The sequence below is a fragment of the Pannonibacter sp. XCT-53 genome (assembly GCF_009915765.1).
In the GTDB taxonomy this organism is placed as follows: domain Bacteria; phylum Pseudomonadota; class Alphaproteobacteria; order Rhizobiales; family Stappiaceae; genus Pannonibacter; species Pannonibacter tanglangensis.
Genome location: NZ_JAABLQ010000001.1, coordinates 2,403,544 through 2,421,024 on the forward strand (window position 1 = coordinate 2,403,544; position 17,481 = coordinate 2,421,024).

General features: G+C 68.1%; 16 protein-coding genes. 10 read left to right on the forward strand and 6 right to left on the reverse strand.

The genetic code is table 11. From position 1 onward, the window contains the following. Positions 1–18: 18 nt before the first annotated feature. The 3 genes from GWI72_RS10730 to GWI72_RS10740 are packed head-to-tail and all read left to right on the forward strand — an operon-like array spanning position 19 to position 2,029. Positions 19–807: an SDR family NAD(P)-dependent oxidoreductase gene (locus GWI72_RS10730; protein WP_161676224.1), complete on the forward strand. Its 789-nt coding sequence runs from the start codon at positions 19–21 to the stop codon at positions 805–807. Between the two features lie 19 nt (positions 808–826). Further along, positions 827–1,618: a MoaF C-terminal domain-containing protein gene (locus GWI72_RS10735; RefSeq protein WP_161708642.1), complete on the forward strand. Its 792-nt coding sequence runs from the start codon at positions 827–829 to the stop codon at positions 1,616–1,618. 21 nt (positions 1,619–1,639) lie between these two features. Continuing rightward, positions 1,640–2,029: a nuclear transport factor 2 family protein gene (locus tag GWI72_RS10740; protein ID WP_161708643.1), complete on the forward strand. Its 390-nt coding sequence runs from the start codon at positions 1,640–1,642 to the stop codon at positions 2,027–2,029. Positions 2,030–2,100: 71 nt separating this feature from the next. Here the strand turns inward: GWI72_RS10740 and hpaD are convergent, their stop codons facing one another. Further along, positions 2,101–2,952 carry a 3,4-dihydroxyphenylacetate 2,3-dioxygenase gene (hpaD, locus tag GWI72_RS10745; protein WP_161708644.1) on the reverse strand — a complete coding sequence of 284 codons (852 nt, stop codon included), beginning with the start codon at positions 2,950–2,952 and terminating at the stop codon, positions 2,101–2,103. Positions 2,953–3,232: 280 nt separating this feature from the next. Between hpaD and GWI72_RS10750 the strand changes: the two genes are divergently transcribed. From GWI72_RS10750 to GWI72_RS10770, 5 genes are all read left to right on the forward strand, one after another. Continuing rightward, positions 3,233–4,483, forward strand: coding sequence for an ABC transporter substrate-binding protein (locus tag GWI72_RS10750; protein WP_161708645.1), 1,251 nt, complete (start codon positions 3,233–3,235; stop codon positions 4,481–4,483). Positions 4,484–4,558: 75 nt separating this feature from the next. Continuing rightward, positions 4,559–5,425, forward strand: a complete 867-nt coding sequence (locus GWI72_RS10755; RefSeq protein ID WP_161676229.1) for a branched-chain amino acid ABC transporter permease — start codon at positions 4,559–4,561, stop codon at positions 5,423–5,425. Further along, the gene (locus tag GWI72_RS10760; protein WP_161708646.1) at positions 5,422–6,546 is read left to right on the forward strand and encodes a branched-chain amino acid ABC transporter permease; all 1,125 of its coding nucleotides are present in this window, start codon (positions 5,422–5,424) and stop codon (positions 6,544–6,546) included. Before GWI72_RS10755 ends, GWI72_RS10760 begins: the two co-directional genes overlap by 4 nt. Beyond that, on the forward strand, positions 6,543–7,250 hold the full coding sequence (locus tag GWI72_RS10765) for an ABC transporter ATP-binding protein (RefSeq protein WP_161676231.1): 708 nt from the start codon (positions 6,543–6,545) through the stop codon (positions 7,248–7,250). The genes GWI72_RS10760 and GWI72_RS10765 overlap by 4 nt, the downstream gene beginning before the upstream one ends. A 3-nt stretch (positions 7,251–7,253) precedes the next feature. Then, positions 7,254–7,976 (forward strand): ABC transporter ATP-binding protein, encoded by a 723-nt coding sequence (locus GWI72_RS10770; RefSeq protein WP_161676232.1) that lies wholly within the window; start codon positions 7,254–7,256, stop codon positions 7,974–7,976. Positions 7,977–8,089: 113 nt separating this feature from the next. Here the strand turns inward: GWI72_RS10770 and GWI72_RS10775 are convergent, their stop codons facing one another. Both GWI72_RS10775 and GWI72_RS10780 read right to left on the reverse strand, forming a co-directional pair. After that, positions 8,090–9,679, reverse strand: a complete 1,590-nt coding sequence (locus GWI72_RS10775; protein ID WP_161708647.1) for a GMC family oxidoreductase — start codon at positions 9,677–9,679, stop codon at positions 8,090–8,092. Between the two features lie 7 nt (positions 9,680–9,686). Further along, positions 9,687–11,204, reverse strand: coding sequence for an aldehyde dehydrogenase family protein (locus tag GWI72_RS10780; RefSeq protein WP_244314228.1), 1,518 nt, complete (start codon positions 11,202–11,204; stop codon positions 9,687–9,689). A gap of 293 nt (positions 11,205–11,497) precedes the next feature. Here GWI72_RS10780 and hpaR point away from each other — a divergent pair, with 293 nt between their 5' ends. Together hpaR and GWI72_RS10790 are read left to right on the forward strand one after the other, a co-directional pair. Beyond that, positions 11,498–12,115, forward strand: coding sequence for a homoprotocatechuate degradation operon regulator HpaR (gene hpaR, locus GWI72_RS10785; protein ID WP_161708648.1), 618 nt, complete (start codon positions 11,498–11,500; stop codon positions 12,113–12,115). 313 nt (positions 12,116–12,428) lie between these two features. Then, a complete protein-coding gene (locus GWI72_RS10790) occupies positions 12,429–13,367 on the forward strand; it encodes a helix-turn-helix domain-containing protein (protein ID WP_161708649.1) in 939 nt (312 codons plus the stop codon). 294 nt (positions 13,368–13,661) lie between these two features. Here the strand turns inward: GWI72_RS10790 and uxuA are convergent, their stop codons facing one another. Genes uxuA through GWI72_RS10805 form a run of 3 tightly spaced genes read right to left on the reverse strand, consistent with a single transcriptional unit; the run spans position 13,662 to position 17,448 of the window. Next, on the reverse strand, positions 13,662–14,822 hold the full coding sequence (uxuA, locus tag GWI72_RS10795) for a mannonate dehydratase (RefSeq protein ID WP_161708650.1): 1,161 nt from the start codon (positions 14,820–14,822) through the stop codon (positions 13,662–13,664). A gap of 56 nt (positions 14,823–14,878) precedes the next feature. Next, positions 14,879–15,628 (reverse strand): FCD domain-containing protein, encoded by a 750-nt coding sequence (locus tag GWI72_RS10800; protein ID WP_161676238.1) that lies wholly within the window; start codon positions 15,626–15,628, stop codon positions 14,879–14,881. After that, positions 15,625–17,448: a glycoside hydrolase family 2 TIM barrel-domain containing protein gene (locus GWI72_RS10805; protein ID WP_161708651.1), complete on the reverse strand. Its 1,824-nt coding sequence runs from the start codon at positions 17,446–17,448 to the stop codon at positions 15,625–15,627. The genes GWI72_RS10800 and GWI72_RS10805 overlap by 4 nt, the downstream gene beginning before the upstream one ends. Positions 17,449–17,481 lie beyond the last annotated feature (33 nt).

Consider the following 17,481-nt stretch of genomic DNA (forward strand, 5'->3'; position numbering starts at 1 on the left):
TCGGGAGGACATCGTCAGATGCGTTTTTCAGGCAAGACCGCACTCATCACCGGGGGCGGCACGGGTATCGGCGCAGCCGTGGCGCGCCGCATCGCGTCGGAAGGCGGCCAGGTCGTGCTGGTCGGCCGCCGCAAGGAACCGCTGATGGCGGTGGCGGAGGAAACCGGCGCGCTGGTGATTGCCGCCGACGCCGCCGATGGCGCGGCCATGGCCATGGCGGTTGAGGCCACGCTCGAGGCCCATGGCAGCCTCGACCTGCTCATCGCCAACGCCGGCGGCCACGGGGTCGGCCCCACCGTCACCATGAGTGACGAGACCTGGGCGCTGGCCACCCGCTCCAATCTCGACACCGCGTTTGTGAGTGCCCGGGCCTGCTTGCCGGCGCTGATCCGCGCCCGGGGCGCGATCGTTGTCGTCTCGTCGATCGCCGGGCTGTTCTCGGGCCCCGACGCCATCGGCTACGTCACCATGAAGCATGGCTGCATCGGCCTCGCCAAGTCGCTGGCGCGGGACTACGGCCGCAAGGGCGTGCGCACCAACACGGTGTGCCCCGGCTGGGTACGCACCGCCATGGCGGACGAACAGATGCAGGTGCTCATCGACCGCAAGGGCCTCAGCGGCGCCGACGCGGCCTATGCCCTCGTCACCCGCGATGTCCCCATCAACCGCCCCGCCACGCCGGAGGAAGTCTCCAACGTGGTCTGTTTCCTCGCCAGCCCCGAAGCGGCGATGGTCAATGGCGCAATCGTCACCGTGGACGGCGGGGCGTCCACCGTGGATCTGCCGACGCTGGCCTTTGTCAGCTGAACCCGTAGCGGAGGATCACATGACTGCACAGCAGACCCCGAAGGACTGGAAGACCTACGACCAGTTCGCCTTCGGCATCGACACCAACCGCCTGCCCGCCAGCCAGGCCCTCAAGGGCAAGTCCTTTGCCGTCGCCTTTGACGATGGCCGCCGGCTTGATCTTGCCTTCACCGACGGCGACACGCTCGCCTGGCGCGAGGGCAGCCTGGCCGGCGCCGAGGCCGCCGACGTGGTGCAGGTGGCCGAGGACACCTTTTTCGTCGACATCGCCTTCGCCGCCCTGCCGACCGAAGCCGAGACGCTGATCCTCAACCTGGTCTCCCGCCGGGTCCTGTCGGTGCGCTCGATCGTGCGCAAGCCGGAGGAGAGCGTCGGCGAACCGCAGGTGGCGCAGGTCTTCCGCGTCGGCGTCATCGACGACGGCCAGCCGGCGACCGGCCCCGTGCCGGCCGAAACGCGCGACCTCATCGGCCTGCGCGCCCATTTCACCTACAGCCCCAACCACGTCTACGAGCACACCTACCTGTCGTCGCAGCGCTACTGCTGGCAATGCCTCAAGGGCGTGCAGCGCGGCCATGGCGACGTGGACCTGACCACCACCTTCAAGTTCGCCGAGGACCAGTACGTCTTCACCTTCCGCGAGTTCAAGATCCCGGTCGCCTCGGTGTTCTTCTACAACTTCGCCACCCTGCGCTCGACCGGCAAGTTCCTCGGCATCACCGGCGACGGCAAGCTCGCCAACAACAAGGCCGGCGCGCACATTTCCAAGGCCTCCATGACCCTCTACCGCCCGGGCGAAGCCCCGGTCTGAGCGAACCCGCGAGAAATCCCCATGCGCACACCCTATCAGATCATCAAGGACCACTACGCGGCCTCCGACCGCGGCGACCTGGACGGCATGCTGGCCGATCTCGCGCCGGATGCCGCCTGGACCGAGATGGACGGCTTCCCCTGCCGCGGCACCCATGTGGGCCGCGAGGCGATCGTCCGCGAGGTCTTCCAGCGGCTCGGTGCCGAGTTCGACGGCTACACCTTCCGCCTCGAGCGCCTGCTCGATGCCGGGTCGTCCGTCGTCGGCATCGGCGACTACAGCGGCACGTTCAAGGCCACCGGCAAGTCCTTCCACGCCCGCGTCACCCATGTATGGGATGTCCGGGACGGCAAGATCGTCCGCTTTGAACAGTTCACCGACACCTTGCGTGTCGCCGACTGCATGCGCTGACCGCGTCTGCCCGAAGCGACGGAAGGCCGGAGCGCCCACCGCTCCGGCCTTTTCCTGTCAGGCGCGGCCCCTCATGCAGCCAGCGGGAACACCGCATTCACCTGGCCCGTGCCCGACGAGGTGAAATAGTCGGTCAGGATCTCGGCCTTGCCGGTGTACTTGTCCCAGCCGAGCAGGCCCATCAGCATCGCCGTGTCATGCATCAGCCCCTCGCCGTGACAGGCCCTCGCATATTCCGGCAGCATCGCGGTGAATTCCCCGAACCGCCCTTGCGTCCACAGGTCCAGCACCCGCTGGTCGACCTGGCGGTAGAACTCGTTCGAGATCGTGTGGATCCCGGCCTGGGCCTCGTTGTTGTCGTGGATGCGGTGCGACAGCGAGCCGGAGGCCAGCACGGCGGCGTTGCATCCGCTTGCCTCGATGGCCTCGCGCACGGCCTCGCCGATCCGCCGGCTGTCCTCCAGTTCGTGCCAGGGGCACCAGGCGGCGATCGACAGCACCTTCATCCGGTGGTCCGGGTTGATGTATTTCAAGGGCACCAGCGTGCCGTATTCCAGCTCCAGCGTGTCGACATGATGCGCCTCGATGCGCACGCCCTTGGCCCTGGCGATCTGCGCCACCGCATCGCCCAGCGCCGGCGCGCCCTCGTAGTCATAGGCGAGGTTCTGGATGAACTGCGGGAACTCGTTCGAGGTGTAGATGCCCTGGTAGCGGGCGGAGGCGTTGATGTGGAACCCGCTGTTGACCAGCCAGTGGGTGTCGAAGACCACCAGCGTGTCGACGCCGGTCGCCTCGCAGCGCCGGCGGATCTCGATCAGGCCGTCGATGGCCGACTGCCGGCAGCCGTGATGCTGTCCCGGCAGCTCCGACAGGAACATGGACGGCACATGCGTGACCTTGGCGGCGAGTGAAATCTTGCCCATGAGTGGAACCTCCCGTTGTGTGCGGCAATGCAGCCGATGAACGGGCCAGGCCGCCCTTCGAGCCTTGACCTGGATCAACGGAAAGCGCGGGATCCTGCGGCCTGCCGCGCTCGGTCAAGCCCGAGTGCGTGGCCGATCAAGGGCATGGGATGGCCGGAATCTCTGGCTCGTCTAGGATCGGGGACAACAGGACGCAACACCGGAACCGAGGTTGCACCGTCCCTCCGGCCCCACCGGAGGGCGGCCGGTCCCCTGCGTCCTCGCACTGGGAGGAAGCACCATGAAACATCTGATCCTTGCAGGCACGGCGACCGCTGTGCTCGCCCTGTTTGCCGGCGCCGCATCCGCTGCGGATGCCCCGAAATGCGGCCTTGCCAACGGCCAGGCGGCGAGCGGCGAACCGATCAACATCGGCGCCATCGTCTCCAGGACCGGCCCGGACGACTTCAGCGCCTCGGCCCAGGCGGCCAAGGCCTATTTCGACTGCGTCAACGCCAACGGCGGCATCAACGGCCGTCCGGTGAACTACATCATCGGCGACGACCAGTGGAACCCGGAGATTGCCGCCCAGCTCGCCGCCAAGCTGGTCGATGACCAGAAGGTCGTGGCCATGGTCGGCAACTCCAGCTTCGTCGAATGCGCGGCCAATGCCGCCGGCTATGCCGAAAAGGGCGTGGTCGCCATCGCCGGCGTCGGCGTCCCGCGCGAGTGCTTCACCGCCTGGACCTATGCGCCGCTCAACGCCGGCCCGCGCCTGTCGACGCTGGCCGTGGCCGAGCACATCAACAAGACCTCGGGCGCGAAGAAGTTCGTCTGCATCGCCCCGAACATCCCCAATGTGGGGGCCTGGGCCTGTGACGGCGTGACCGTCTGGGCCAACCAGAACGGCGCGGAATCCTCCACCATCCTGATCGACCCGGGTTCCTCCGATGCCACCTCGGTCGTGCTTCAGGCGGCCAGCATGAGCCCGGACGCCATCATTCTCAGCCTGCCCAAGGGCGTCATGCTGCCGGTGCTGGTGGCCGCCGAGGAACAGGGTCTCCACGAGACCATCAAGTTCGGCTCGGCGGCCTCCGGCTACAGCCTCGACGTGCCGGGCGCGCTCGGGCCGGCCTGGGACGGCAAGTTCGTCGTCAACATGGAGTTCCAGCCGCTTGATGCCGACACGCCCGACAACCGCAACTGGCGCGCCGTCATGGATGCCTATGCCGGCAAGGACGTCCCGCGCGACACCTTCGCCCAGGCTGGCTATCTCTCCGCCCGTCTGGCCACCGAGGCCATGCTGAAGCTGGATCCGGCCAGGATCGAGCGCGACAGCGTCGCCACGGCGCTCAGCGAGGTGAAGACCTTCGAGAGCGATATCCTTTGCGCCCCCTGGTACTACGGCGCCGAGCTGTCGCGTCACAACGCCAACAACACCCTGCGCAACGCCGTCACCGACAACGGCACGTGGAAGACCGTCTCCGACTGCGCTGCGGTCAATGACCCGGAGCTGACCGACATCCGCGCCTTTGAAGCCACGCTGCGCTGAACGTCTCCTCCCTTGCCCGGGCAGGCCTGTCCTGCCCGGGTCTTTTTTGCTCCTGACACTCCGGTCGGCTCAGCCATGTCCATCCTCCTTGCCTTTGTCGTGTCGGGTCTCGGCATCGGGGCGGTCTATGCCCTGTCGGGCGTGGGCCTTGTGGTCCTCTACCGGGCAACCGGTGTGATCAATTTCGCCTTCGGCGCCCTCGGTGCGCTCGGGGCCTTCGTGGCCTGGACCCTGATCGAGCAGGGCCATGCCGATGCTCTGGCCTGGCTGGCCGCCATTCTGGTCGCTGCCGCCGGCTCCTATGCCTATGGCCGCCTGATCGCGCCGCGTCTGGCCTTCCGTGATCCCGTCGTGCGTTCCGTCGGCACGCTCGGCTTTGCCCTCGTGCTGCTCGGCTTCATCGGCTGGTACTGGGGCGAGGTGCCGCGCCGGCTCAACCTGCCGACCGACAAGACCTCCATCGCGCTCTTCGGGGCCCGCCTCAACATGACGCGCATCATCGCGCTCGCGCTGGCCCTTGCCATGGTGGCTGCCATCACGGTGCTGCTCGCCCGCACCCGGGTCGGGCTCTATCTGCGCTCGCTTGCCGATGACCGTGACCTCTCCGCCATCCTCGGCATCCGCGTGGTCCAGCTCGAAGCCTTCGCCTGGGGCATTTCCGGCGTCTTTGCCGGCATCTGCGGGTTGCTGCTGGCCAACCTCGTCCGCCTCCAGGGCATGCAGCTGACTTTCCTCGTCGTGCCTGCGATTGCCGCCGCCATTCTCGGCCAGTTGCGCTCGCTGCCGGCCACCGCTGTTGCCGGCCTCGCCATCGGCGTCACCGAGGCCTGTCTCACCGCCGTCCCGAGCGTTGCGCCCTACCGCACTGCCGCCCCCTTCGTCATCGCGCTCGTGGCTGTCGCCACCATGCGCGCCAGCCTTCTGTCGATGGACCGCCGATGACCGCTCCCCTCTCCACTGGCCCGCTGGCTCAGGCCCCCGTGGCCCATTTCACCGTGGAACGGCCGGGCCTTGCCCGCTACCGGCGGCTGGTCACCATTCCGCTGGTGCTGATCTCGGCAGCGGTCCTCGTCTCGCTGGTGGCCAACGCCTACTGGATCTCGACGCTCACCTCGGCGGCCGCGCTGGCGCTGGCGGCCGCCGGTGTCGGGCTGCTCTATGGCCAGCTCGGGCTCGTCTCCCTGTGCCAGTTCGGCCTCATCGGCGTCGGCGGCTGGGTCACGCTGCGCACCGGCTTTGCCTTCGGCTGGCCGTTCGAGCTGTCGCTCCTGTCCGGCGGCGTGGCCGCCTCGCTGGTCGGCATCCTCTGCGGCCTGCCGGCCTTGCGGCTCAAGGGGCTCTATCTCGCTCTGGTGACGCTGATGCTCGCCGGCGGCTTCCAGGTGGTGATCAACGCCTTCGGCTTTCCCGATGGCGGCGACGGCTTCCTCGGCCGCGCCGATGCCAGCCAGCGCCTGATGCTGCCGCGCCCCCTGCTTGCCACCGGCAACGAGGCCTATTTCCTCTACGCCGTCATCGTGCTGGCGCTCGGCCTCATGCTCATCGAACTGCACCGGCGCACAAGGCCCGGCCGCTCCTGGGCCATGATCCGCGCCGGCGAGACTACGGCCCTGTCGGCCGGCGTCAACCTGCTGCTCTACAAGGCCTGGGCCTTTGCACTGGCCGGGTTCCTCGCCGGTCTTGCCGGCGGTGTGCTGGCCGGCGGTGTCGGCCAGCTTGACGGTCGCGCCTTCTCGGCCGCCGAGTCGCTCAATCTCTTCGCCCTCACCGTCGTGGGCGGGGCCTATCACTGGTTCGGCGCCGTCATCGCCGGGCTGCTCCTGCGCGCCGTCCCGTCCCTGCTGACTGACCACGGCGTTGATGGCTATCTCGCCATGGTCATCTTCGGCGCGGCCCTGCTGCACGCCCTTGTCACCGCCCCGACAGGGATCGCTGGCCAGATTGCCGGACTTGGCCGATGGCTGACCGGCCTGATCGCCAGCGAAAGCACCCCATCGCCAGCGCAACAGGAAGCTCCTGCCTCTGACAAGCTCACCGCCGACACGGGGGACAGACACCCATGATCCGCATCGACAATCTCACGGTCCAGTTCGGCGCGGTGCGCCCGCTGGACGGCCTGTCGGCCGAGCTGACCCAGCCGATCATCGGCCTCGTCGGCCCCAACGGGGCCGGCAAGACCACCCTGCTCAACGTCTTCTCCGGCTTCCTCACGCCCGTCACCGGCTCCATCGAGCTGGACGGCCGGGATCTCCTGCCGCTGTCGCCGACGCGCCGCGTCCAGGCCGGGCTGCGGCGCACCTTCCAGACCGAGCAGGTCGCCGATGACCTCTCCGCCTGGGACAATGTTCTTGCGCTGGCCGATCACATCGACCTCAAGGGCGCGCGCATCGGCGACGAGGTGGAGCGGGCGCTGGCCTTCACCGGGCTCGGGACGCGGGCCCAGGTCATGGGGGCCGCCCTCAATCTCTATGAACGGCGCATGGTCGAGATCGCCCGCGCGCTGGTCGGCCATCCGCGCCTCATCCTGATGGACGAGCCCGGTGCCGGTCTCGACGAGGCCGAGGCGCTGCGCCTGCGCCAGTGCATCCTCGGCATCCCGCAGGCCTTCGGCGCCACGGTGCTGCTCATCGACCACGATGTCGACCTGATTTCCGCCACCTGCGGCGAGACGCTGGTGCTGGATTTCGGCAAGCGCCTCGCCCTCGGCCCCACCCGCACCGTCCTCGATGACCCCGTCGTCCACCGCGCCTATCTCGGAGCTGCCTGAGCCATGAGCACCATCGACGTCTCCGGCCTCGTCCTCCATCGCGGCGGCAAGCGCGTGCTGCATGGCATTGACCTCACCGTTACGGCCGGCGAGATCACCGCTCTCGTCGGCGCCAACGGGGCCGGCAAGTCCAGCCTCGTCGGCGCCATGGCCGGGGTCCTGCCGCTCACCGCCGGCCGCATCCTGCTGGACGGCGAGCGCATCGACGGCCGCTCCCCCGACAGCGTCCGCCGCGCCGGCATCGCCATCGTGCCCGAAGGCCACCGGGTGCTGACCAGCCTCACCGTCATCGACAACCTGCGCGCCGCCGGATCGATGCTGGCGCCGGCGGCCCTCTCCGGCGCCATCGAGGAGGTGCTCGCCCTCTTCCCCGAGCTGGTGCAGCGGCTGGAAGTGCGCGGCGGCTCGCTCTCCGGCGGCCAGAAGCAGATGGTCGCCATGGGTCAGGCCCTCATCGCCAGGCCGCGCTTCCTGCTCATCGACGAACTCTCGCTGGGCCTTGCCCCGGCCATCGTCAAGCGCCTCGCCGGCACCCTGACCGAGATTGCCGCCAAGGGCACGGGCGTGTTGCTGATCGAGCAGTTCACCACCCTCGCCCTGTCCCTCTCGCGTCAGGCCATGGTGATGGAACGCGGCAACCTGGTCTTCTCCGGCACCGCCGCCGACCTCTCCGCCCGCCCCGACATCCTGCACAGCGCCTACCTCGCCGGTGGCAAGGGGCATTAAGACCCGCCCCAGGCCTCCCGTCCCCGTGGTTCCCCATCTGGACACTGTGCAAACTCAAACGCCGCCCCGGCGACCCCGTGGCGGCGCTTTTTCTCAGCCATCACGACCCTGCGCTATCCCCGCCCAAGCAGGAAGTCGGCGCAGCGTTCGCCGATCATGATCGAGGGGGCGTTGGTGTTGCCGCTGACCAGCGTCGGCATCACCGAGGCATCGGCGATGCGGAGCCGGCCGATGCCGCGCACGCGCAGCTGGCTGTCGACCACCGCCTCGTCGTCCTCGCCCATGCGGCAGGTGCCGGAGGGGTGATAGACCGTCTTGGCATAGCGGCGGACATGGTCCTCGATCTGCGCGTCGCTCAGCGTCTCCGCCTCGGAGGGCAGCAGCTCGCGCTCGATCAGCTTCTGCAGCGAGGGCTGGCGCAGGATGCGACGCGCCAGCTTCACCCCGCGCACCAGCGTGTCCACATCATCTTGCTCGGCAAGGAAGTTCGGGTCGAGCAGGATCGGCTCGTTCGGGTCGGCCGAGCGCAGCTTCACCGTGCCGCGCGACTTCGGCCGGAGGAAGCAGGGGTTCAGCGACAGGCCGTGCCCGGCCAGCGGCTCACGCCCCACATCGCCCATCAGCGTCGGGATGACATGGAACTGGACATCGGGCCTGCCCGAACCGCTCGTGTCAAAGAACCCGCCGCATTCCACCACATTCGAGGTCAGCAGCCCGGACCTGGTCAGGAAATACTGCAGGCCGTGCCGGATCGCCTTGAGGCCCCTGTCCGCGCCGAGCAGGCTGATCGGGTCCTTCGCCCTGGCATAGACCGACACCTCCAGATGGTCCTGAAAGTTCCGGCCGACGCCCGGCAGGTCGCGCAGCACCGGGATGCCGAGCGGTTCCAGCTCCGCCGCCGGCCCCAGTCCCGACAGCATCATCAGTTTCGGCGTCGCCAGCGCCCCGGCCGACAGCACCACTTCCGCCCGCGCCTGCACGGTGTGCTCGCTGCCGTCCTCGCGGCGATAGCTGAGCCCGGTCGCCGCACCGTTCTCGATGATCAGCCGCGACACGGCACAGCCCGTGCGCACCACCAGCTTCGAGTTGCCCCTGAGCGGCTTCAGATAGGCGACCGCCGTCGAGGCGCGCTGCCCGTTGCCGGTCGTCGACTGGTAAAAGCCGGTCCCGGCCTGTTCCGCGCCGTTGAAGTCGTCATTGTAGGCGTGGCCCGCCTCCTGCGCCGCCTTGACGAAGGCGAGGCTCAGCGGATGCCGGTGGCGCGGGTCATTGACGCTCTGCGGCCCGTCCGCCCCGTGCCAGGCATTGGACAGGCGCTGGTTGTTCTCCGCCCGCCGGAAATACGGCAGCACGTCGGCATAGGCCCAGCCGCGCGCGCCCATGGCGGCCCAGGTGTCATAGTCCTGCGGCTGGCCGCGGATGTAGATCATCGCGTTGACCGAGGAGCCGCCGCCAAGCGTGCGCCCTTGCGGGATATGCATGACGCGGCCTTGCGCATGCGGCTGAGGCTCGGACTGGTACAGCCAGGTCCGCGCCGTGCCGATGACGCGCACGAAGGTCGCCGGAATATGCACGAACATCGAATTGTCCGCCGGCCCCGCTTCCAGCAGCAGCACGGTCTTGCCGGCATTGACCAGCCGGTGCGCCACGGCAGACCCGGCCGATCCGGCCCCGATGACGACGTAGTCGAAGGTTTCGGTCATGGCTGTCTCACGAATACCGGATGATCACGGTCTTGGATTCCAGATAGGCGTCCAGCGCCGCCCGGCCGTGCTCGCGGCCAATGCCGGACTGCTTGTAGCCGCCGAAGGGGGCGTTGGCGTCGACGGTGTTGTGGCTGTTGACCCACACCGTGCCGGCTTTCAGGGCGCGGCTGGCGTGGAAGGCCTTGTTGAGGTCGCGCGTCCAGATCGAGGCGGCGAGGCCATAGCGGCTGTCATTGGCCAGCCGGATCGCCTCGTCCAGATCGGTGAAGGGCATGGCCGCCACCACGGGCCCGAACACTTCCTCCTGCACGATTTCCATCTCGGAGCTGACGCCGTCGAAGATGGTCGGGGCGACAAAATAGCCTCCCTCCGGCAAGGTCCGCGCGCCGCAGATGCGCCGGGCGCCTGCCGCCTCGGCGCGCTCGATGAAGCCGTTCACCCGGTTGCGGTGGCGGGCGGAGACCAGCGGATTGATCTGGGCCTTCGGATCAAGGCCCGAGCCCAGGGTCATGCTGTCGGCCACCCCGGCCAGTGCTTCCAGCGTCCTGTCATAGACCGATTTCTCGATCAGCAGCCGCGAGGCCGAGGTGCAGACCTGACCCTGGTTGAAGAACATGCCAAGCCCCGCCATCAGCGGTTCCTGGCCCTGGTCGGCGTCGGCGCAGATGATCATCGGCGACTTGCCGCCCAACTCCAGCGTGAAGCGGGTCATGGTGTCGAGCGCCTTGCGGCCGATCATCTGGCCGACTTCGGTCGAGCCGGTGAAGGTGATCTTGTCCACGCCGGGATGCGCCGTCAGCGCCGCGCCGGTCACCGATCCCCGGCCGGTGATGATGTTGAGCACGCCTTCCGGCAGGCCGACGCGGGCGGCAATCTCGGCCAGCCGCAGCGCGGTCAGCGGCGTTTCCTCGGCCGGCTTCAGGATCACGGTGCAGCCGCAGGCAAGCGCCGGGGCAATCTTCCAGATGCCCATCAGCAGCGGGAAGTTCCAGGGTACGATCGCCGCCACCACGCCCACCGGCTCCTTGATGGTGGCCGAGAAATGGTGGCTTCCCGGCGGCACGGCGATGGAGGTGTCATAGCTCGATCCCTCGATCTTGGTGGCCCAGCCGGCAAAATAGCGCAGCCACTCCACCGATCCGCCGACGCCGAGACCGCGCGCGATGCCGATCGACTTGCCGTTTTCCAGCGTCTCCAGCTCCGCCAGCAGCGCCCCGTCCGCCTCGATGGCAGTGGCAAGATCGAGGAGCAGCTTCTCCCGGTCCGCCGGACGCATCCGCGACCACGGTCCCTCCAGGGCGGCGCGCGCGGCAACGACCGCCGCCTCGACACCGGCAGCGCCGTATTCCGGCACCTCGGCAATCACCCGGCCGGTTGCCGGGTCATGCACGGCAATGGCCTCGCCGGCGCCCTCGTCGGTGAATGCCCCCTTGATGAAGGCGCGATGCGGTCCGTTGAGAAACCGGGCGGCTTCCTCGCTCATCTGCGAGGCGGCAGCCGGCGTTGCGGTCTGGATGGTCATGGGTGTCCTCCCTGCCCGGACATCAGGGCCGGGCGCTGTTGATGGCTCACCCTAGCGACCCGGCTGCGGGGTCAAAACCGGCTGCACCGCGCCTTGCGCGGGTGGGCAAGGCTCTCTGCCCCGGCGGTCAATCGCCCCGCCGCACCGCCCGGATCTCCTGCCCGAACCGGCTGCGGCAGGGCCCCGGCGCCACCCTGGCAAGGCCCCGGCGCCTGCACGGCACAACCACGGCTTCGTGTCTTTCCAATCCTGCCGTTTCGCGTTACGCGTCTGCGATCTGGATCTTTGTGAACATGACAAGCGATTCTCCTTCCCCCCGCAGCCGCCCGGCGGTCGTGCCGGGCACCCTCCGTCCGGTTGCCGCCGGGACACGCATCCGGCTGCGGGACTTTTCAAAGTCCTTGCCCATGTCGCTGCTGCGCGCGCGTGAAACGGTGATGCGGCAGTTCCGCCCGAGCCTCGCGCATTTCGGCATCACCGAGCAGCAATGGCGCGTGCTGCGGGCGCTCACGTCCGTCCGGGCCATCGAGGTGCTGGAACTGGCCGATGCCACCTGCCTGCTCGCGCCCAGCCTGTCGCGCATCCTCAAGGGCCTGGAGGAGCGGGATCTGGTGCAGCGCATGGCCGACGAGACCGACATGCGCCGCGTGCTGATTTCCATCAGCCCGGCCGGCCAGACGCTGATCGAGCAGGCCGGCGCCCACTCCGAGGTCATCTACGCGGAGATCACGCGCCGCTACGGGGCAAAGCGGCTGGCGGTGCTGCAGGACATGCTGCGCGATCTCGAGGACACGCTGGCCGACGCGCCGCTCATCATCGACAGCCTCGGTCTCGACGTCGGCCCCCGTGCCCCCCACGCCCCCACCCGCCGCGGCCGGCCGCGCAAGGGCGACGAGGCCCTCGAAGACTGACGGGTTTCCTTGCCCCCATGGCGAGGAGCGGGAGGACGGCGTCACGCCAGACGCCAGACGCCAGACGCCAGACGCCCGGCGCAGCCGCGCGCCCTGCACGTCCCGGAGCGCGTTCCAGCATTTTTCACGGAGCTGTCACAGTCCTCTTCCCATCAGATATTTAATATGTTTATCATCTGACGGGTTCCACGTGCTGGAACCCTGCCGCCCCGGATCTGGAGGACCGGCGCCATCAGGCGCAGGTGATCCGGACGGCAGAATCAGACCGGTCACCCGACGGGGCGACAGACCGGCGCATGGTGGGGAGGACATCATGGCGATCACGCAAGCGCCGATGGACATCGGTTTCGGCCCGGAACTGCCGGATCTGGCGCGCCGCCTGTTTGGCAACATCCAGCTCGACTTTGCCTCGGAAGCCCGCGGGGCCACCTTGCAGTCGGCCGATTTCGGCCCCTGCCGGCTGTCCCGCATCGACGCTTCCGCCCATGGCGTGCGCGGACAGCGCGTCGCCCAGCGCTCCCATGACGTGGATTCCATCAAGCTGATCCTGCAGGCGGATGGCCGGTCTGTCATGGAACAGAATGGCATGAGCCTGATCATCGGCTCCGGTTCGCTGCTGCTCTACGATCCGACCCGCCCTTACGCCCTCAACAACGTCTCGCGCATCACCCAGTTCCTGCTGCAGGTCCCCCGGCACAATTTCTCGGCTGCCCTGCTGCAGCGTCTCACCGGCCCGCATCTCTTCACGGCCGAACAGAATGGAATTTCTCGCATTGTTGCCGGCCTTGTCCGCAACGCCATGACGGAGGCGCCCGTGCTCGACGAAACCGCCCGCGCTCGCGTCGGCGAGACCATCGTCCGTCTCGCCACCAGCCTGATCCTGCCCGAGGAGGCGGAGGATGAACGCGATTCCACCTCGCTGAAGATCCTGCGCAGCCGCGTGAAGGCCTATGTCGAGGCCAATCTGGCCAGGCCCAATCTCGATGTGGAGGAGATCGCCCAGCGCATGGGCTGCTCGCGCCGCTACATCTTCCGCGCCTTCGAGGCGGAGAACGTGACGCCCGCCAGCTTCCTGTGGGACCTGCGGCTGGAGCGGGCCCACGCCCGGCTCACGGACCCGGCCTTCCGCGGCAGCTCGATCTCGGAGGTCGCCTATTCCTGCGGCTTCTCCTCCAGCGCCCACTTCTCCCGCGCCTTCCGCAAGCGCTACGGCTGCACCCCCAGCCAGCTGCGCGGCGAAATGGCGGGCTAAGGCTCGTTCAGGGTACGACCTCTCCGGCCCCCCCTCGTGGGGAAGGCGCTCGCACGTGAGGCCAGACGGTTTTCGAAGCCTCTCCGCCCCCCTCCCACGAGGGGGAGGGGAGCTTCGAGGCTCCGACAGTTCAGACTTTCTCGGCACAATCTTTCACATGGATCATGTGCCAGACATCAAATGCGATCGCCCTCCCCCACGAGGGAGAGGGGGCTGGGACGCATCGAAAGCCGTCTGGCCACATATGCGATAGCCCTGCCCGGTAGGAGCGAGCAGGCCGGACGCGCGCGCCCTTCAGATGAGCGCCTTCACCGCCCGCTCGACACCGCGCAACTCGGCGAGGCCGCGCAGGCGGCCGATGGCGGGGTAGCCGGGGGTCGAGGTCTTGCGCAGGTCGTCGAGCAGCTGGTGGCCATGGTCGGGGCGCATGGGCAGCTCGACGCCGCGCCGGCGTTCCGCCGTCACCACATCGCGGATCACCGCCACCATGTCCACATCGCCGTCCAGATGCGCCGCCTCGTGGAAGGTCAGGCCACCCTCCTCGCGCTTGGTCGCACGCAAATGCAGGAAATGCACCCGGTCCGCATGGGTGCGGAACATGGCACACAGGTCGTTGTCGGGCCGCACACCATAGGATCCGGTGCAGAACGTGAACCCGTTGGCCGGGCTGTCAACCATGGCGGCAATCGCCTGCATGTCGGCAGCGGTCGAGACGATGCGCGGCAGGCCGAACAGCGGGCGCGGCGGATCGTCCGGGTGGATCGCCAGCACGACGCCTTCCTTTTCGGCCACCGGCACCACGATCTTCAGGAACGCTGCCAGATTGGCGCGCAGGCGCTCGGCGTCGGTCTCGGCATAGGTGGCCAGCCGCGCCTTGAAGCTGTCCAGCGAATAGCTTTCCTCGGCGCCCGGCAGGCCGGCGATGATGTTGGCGGTGAGCCTGGCGATGTCGGCATCGGACATGGCCGCATGGGCCACCCGCGCGGCCTCGATCTCGGCGGCGCTGTAGCTTGCCTCTGCCCCGTCCCGCTGCAGGATGAACAGGTCGAAGGCGGCGAAGGCCACCGCGTCGAAGCGCAGGCATTTCGCCCCGTCCGGCAGCTCATAGGCCAGGTCCGTGCGGGTCCAGTCGATCACCGGCATGAAGTTGTAGCAGATCGTGCGGATGCCGCAGCGCGCAAGGTTGGTCAGGCTCTCGGCCCAGGTCTCGGCGTAGCGCTCCCAGCCGGGCGCGGCGGTCTTGATGTCCTCATGCACCGGGATGCTCTCGACCACCGCCCAGGTCAGGCCGGCCGCCTCGATCACCGCCTTGCGCTCGAGGATGCGGTCGACCGGCCAGACGGTGCCGTTCGGCAGGTCGTGCAGCGCGGTGACGATGCCGGTCGCGCCGGCCTGCCGGATGTCGGCGAGGGAGACCGGATCGGCGGGGCCGAACCAGCGCCAGGTCTGTTGCATTGTCGTTGTCCTCAGCTGGAGGCGGTCTTGATGGTCAGGTGGTGATGGGGCACAGGTCAGGACACGGCAGCGGCGGCCGGGCGGCTGTCGAACAGGAAGCCATCGAACTCGGGGTCGTCGACGTCGGAGAGCTCCATCAGCGTCTGGCGCACGTTTTCCAGGTGCTGCCACATCGCCTGACGCGCCGCGCGCGGGTCCTTGCACTGCAGCGCGGTCAGGATCGCCTGATGGTCCTCCAGCCAGCGGCCGCGGTAGCTGACATCGAAGATGCGGGCATGCAGGCGTTCCCACATCGGGCTCTGCTCGCGCTTGCCCCACAGCTCGTCGATCATGTCGACCAGCACGCTGTTCTGCGTCGCCTCGGCGATGAGATGATGGAACAGCTCGTCGCCGGAGTAGTCGCCGCTGCCGTCCTCGATGGCGCGGCGCTCCATCTCCAGCGCCTCGCGCATGCGCAGGATGTCGGCCTTGGTCACGGTCGTGGCGGCAAAGGCTGCGATGGAGCTTTCCAGCACCTGCCGCGCCTGCAGCAGTTCAAACGGGCCGATGTCGCCGCGCGGCTCGCCCGCGTCGCCGGCTGGCAGGCGCACCACATAGGTGCCCGAGCCCTTGCGGACATCGACCAGCCCCTCGATCTCCAGCCGGATGATCGCCTCGCGCACCAGCGAGCGCGACACGCCCATGTCCTCCGAGATCTGGCGCTCCGGCTTCATCCGGTCGCCGACCTTGTAGCGGCCCTCGGCCAGTTCCTTGCGCAGTGCCTCGGCCACGTCCTCGTAGCGTCGCTTGCCCGCCGCCTCGATCATGCCTCACCTCCGCCGCCGCCCCGCGCCTGGTCCTCGTCCCGGCGCTCGGCGTAATAGGCCGCAAGCACCGAGAAGGCCTCCTTCCTGGTCGCCTTGTCGCCGGCGATCAGGCCCTTCTTGTTGAAGCCCTTCTGGAACACATTCTGCCGCCGTTCGACCCGGAAGTCATAGAGGATCCAGGGCGACATGCCCTTCACGTAGTCAAGCGGACGCAGCGTCGCAATCTGCTTTTCGTAGACTTCGGTCTGGTAGGCCTCGCTGAACAGCGCCCGGCGCGGGCCGGTGGCGCTGATGTCCGCATCGGCGCCGGTCTCGGAGATCACCACCGGCTTGCCCGGGTTGGAATTGCGGCCGATGGCGGCGAGATCCTCGAAGTTCTCCTCGTACCAGCCGTAATACTCGTTGATGCCGATGACATCGATGTGGTCGGCCAGCCGGTCCTCGATGCAGGTCTTGGCGTGGTTGACGAGACAGGCCGCCGAGGTCAGCCGGGTCGGGTCATAGGCCTTCGCCGTCTCGGCGAGGCCGCGCATGAAGGCAAGGCGCGCATCGGTGTCCGGGTTCTCGTTGCCGACCGACCAGATGATGACGGAGGCGCGGTTGCGGTCGCGCTTGATCAGCTCGATCAGCTGGTTCTCGGCATCGCGGTAGGTGGCCGGATTGGCAAAGTCGATCGCCCAGTAGACCGGGATCTCTTCCCAGAGCAGGAACCCGAGCTCATCTGCCATCTCGGCGGCGCGCTCGTGATGCGGATAATGGGCCAGCCGCAGGTAGTTGCAGTTCAGCTCTCGCGCATGGGCAAAGCGGCGGGCGAGGTCTTCCTCGCGCATCACCTTGCCGAGCGTGCGGTCGTCCTCATGCACGGAAATACCGCGCAGGAACAGCGGCGTGCCGTTGAGATGGATCTCGTCGCCGACCGTGCGGATCTCGCGGAAGCCGACACGGTCGCGGACGCTGTCCGCGCCCGCCGTCAGGCGCACGTCGTAGAGCACCGGGCTTTCCGGCGACCACAGCGCGGGCTTGGCCGCGATCTCGATGACGCCGCGCCCGGAGGCGTCCAGCGCAAGGGGGGTGTCGATGCCAAGCGCCGGGATTTCCAGCCGTGCCGTGTCCGCGCCCTCGACCTCCACCTCGGCGCGGATCGTGCCGAAGCGGCCGTCGGGCACCAGATGCACGAAGAGATCGCGGATCAGCGTCTTCGGCGTCTCGAACAGCTCCACCTCGCGGTAGACGCCGCCATAGTTGAACCAGTCGGTGTTGCGCATCGGCACGCGGTCCAGCGTGCGGGTGTTGTTGACCATCAGCATCAGCCAGTTGCGGCCGGGCTTCAGGTGCCCGGTCAGCTCCACCATGAAGGGCGTCGAGCCGCCATAGTGGTTGCCGAGGAAGGCGCCGTTGAGGAAGACCTTGCAGTCATATTGCGCCGCGCCCACGCGCAGGAACTTGCGCGTGTCCGGGTTGATCGCAGCCATGTCGAGCGGCCGGGTGTACCAGGCGCTGCCTTCAAAGAAGTACCACTTCTCCTTCAGCATCTGCCAGTTGGAGGGCACCGGCACGGTCTCGCCCTCATAGGGATCATAGTCCCAGGGCTCCGGCCGTTCCTCGGCCGCCATCGGCAGCATGGCGAACCACTTCTGCCGCAGGCCGGTGTCGAGCAGGTCGACGCAGAAGTTCCAGTCGCCGTTGAGGCTGAGGCGCGGGCGGCCACGGGTGAAGACCAGGGTCGAGTGGTTCAGCGCCTGCGTGTTGAACGGGCGGTCATAGTCCTCGTCATGCAGCGCCTGCAGGGCGTTTTCGGCGAGGGCGGAACGTTCGAGCACGGCAGGTCTCCGGGGCAGAAGCAGCAGGACAGT

Coding starts and splice junctions, on each gene's coding strand:
- GWI72_RS10765 (WP_161676231.1), top strand. CDS start 6,543: ATGATCCGCATCGACAATCTCACGGTCCAGTTCGGCGCGGTGCGCCCG.
- hpaR (WP_161708648.1), top strand. CDS start 11,498: ATGACAAGCGATTCTCCTTCCCCCCGCAGCCGCCCGGCGGTCGTGCCG.
- GWI72_RS10750 (WP_161708645.1), top strand. CDS start 3,233: ATGAAACATCTGATCCTTGCAGGCACGGCGACCGCTGTGCTCGCCCTG.
- GWI72_RS10770 (WP_161676232.1), top strand. CDS start 7,254: ATGAGCACCATCGACGTCTCCGGCCTCGTCCTCCATCGCGGCGGCAAG.
- hpaD (WP_161708644.1), bottom strand. CDS start 2,952: ATGGGCAAGATTTCACTCGCCGCCAAGGTCACGCATGTGCCGTCCATG.
- uxuA (WP_161708650.1), bottom strand. CDS start 14,822: ATGCAACAGACCTGGCGCTGGTTCGGCCCCGCCGATCCGGTCTCCCTC.
- GWI72_RS10730 (WP_161676224.1), top strand. CDS start 19: ATGCGTTTTTCAGGCAAGACCGCACTCATCACCGGGGGCGGCACGGGT.
- GWI72_RS10740 (WP_161708643.1), top strand. CDS start 1,640: ATGCGCACACCCTATCAGATCATCAAGGACCACTACGCGGCCTCCGAC.
- GWI72_RS10735 (WP_161708642.1), top strand. CDS start 827: ATGACTGCACAGCAGACCCCGAAGGACTGGAAGACCTACGACCAGTTC.
- GWI72_RS10755 (WP_161676229.1), top strand. CDS start 4,559: ATGTCCATCCTCCTTGCCTTTGTCGTGTCGGGTCTCGGCATCGGGGCG.
- GWI72_RS10760 (WP_161708646.1), top strand. CDS start 5,422: ATGACCGCTCCCCTCTCCACTGGCCCGCTGGCTCAGGCCCCCGTGGCC.
- GWI72_RS10790 (WP_161708649.1), top strand. CDS start 12,429: ATGGCGATCACGCAAGCGCCGATGGACATCGGTTTCGGCCCGGAACTG.
- GWI72_RS10800 (WP_161676238.1), bottom strand. CDS start 15,628: ATGATCGAGGCGGCGGGCAAGCGACGCTACGAGGACGTGGCCGAGGCA.
- GWI72_RS10780 (WP_244314228.1), bottom strand. CDS start 11,204: ATGACCATCCAGACCGCAACGCCGGCTGCCGCCTCGCAGATGAGCGAG.
- GWI72_RS10775 (WP_161708647.1), bottom strand. CDS start 9,679: ATGACCGAAACCTTCGACTACGTCGTCATCGGGGCCGGATCGGCCGGG.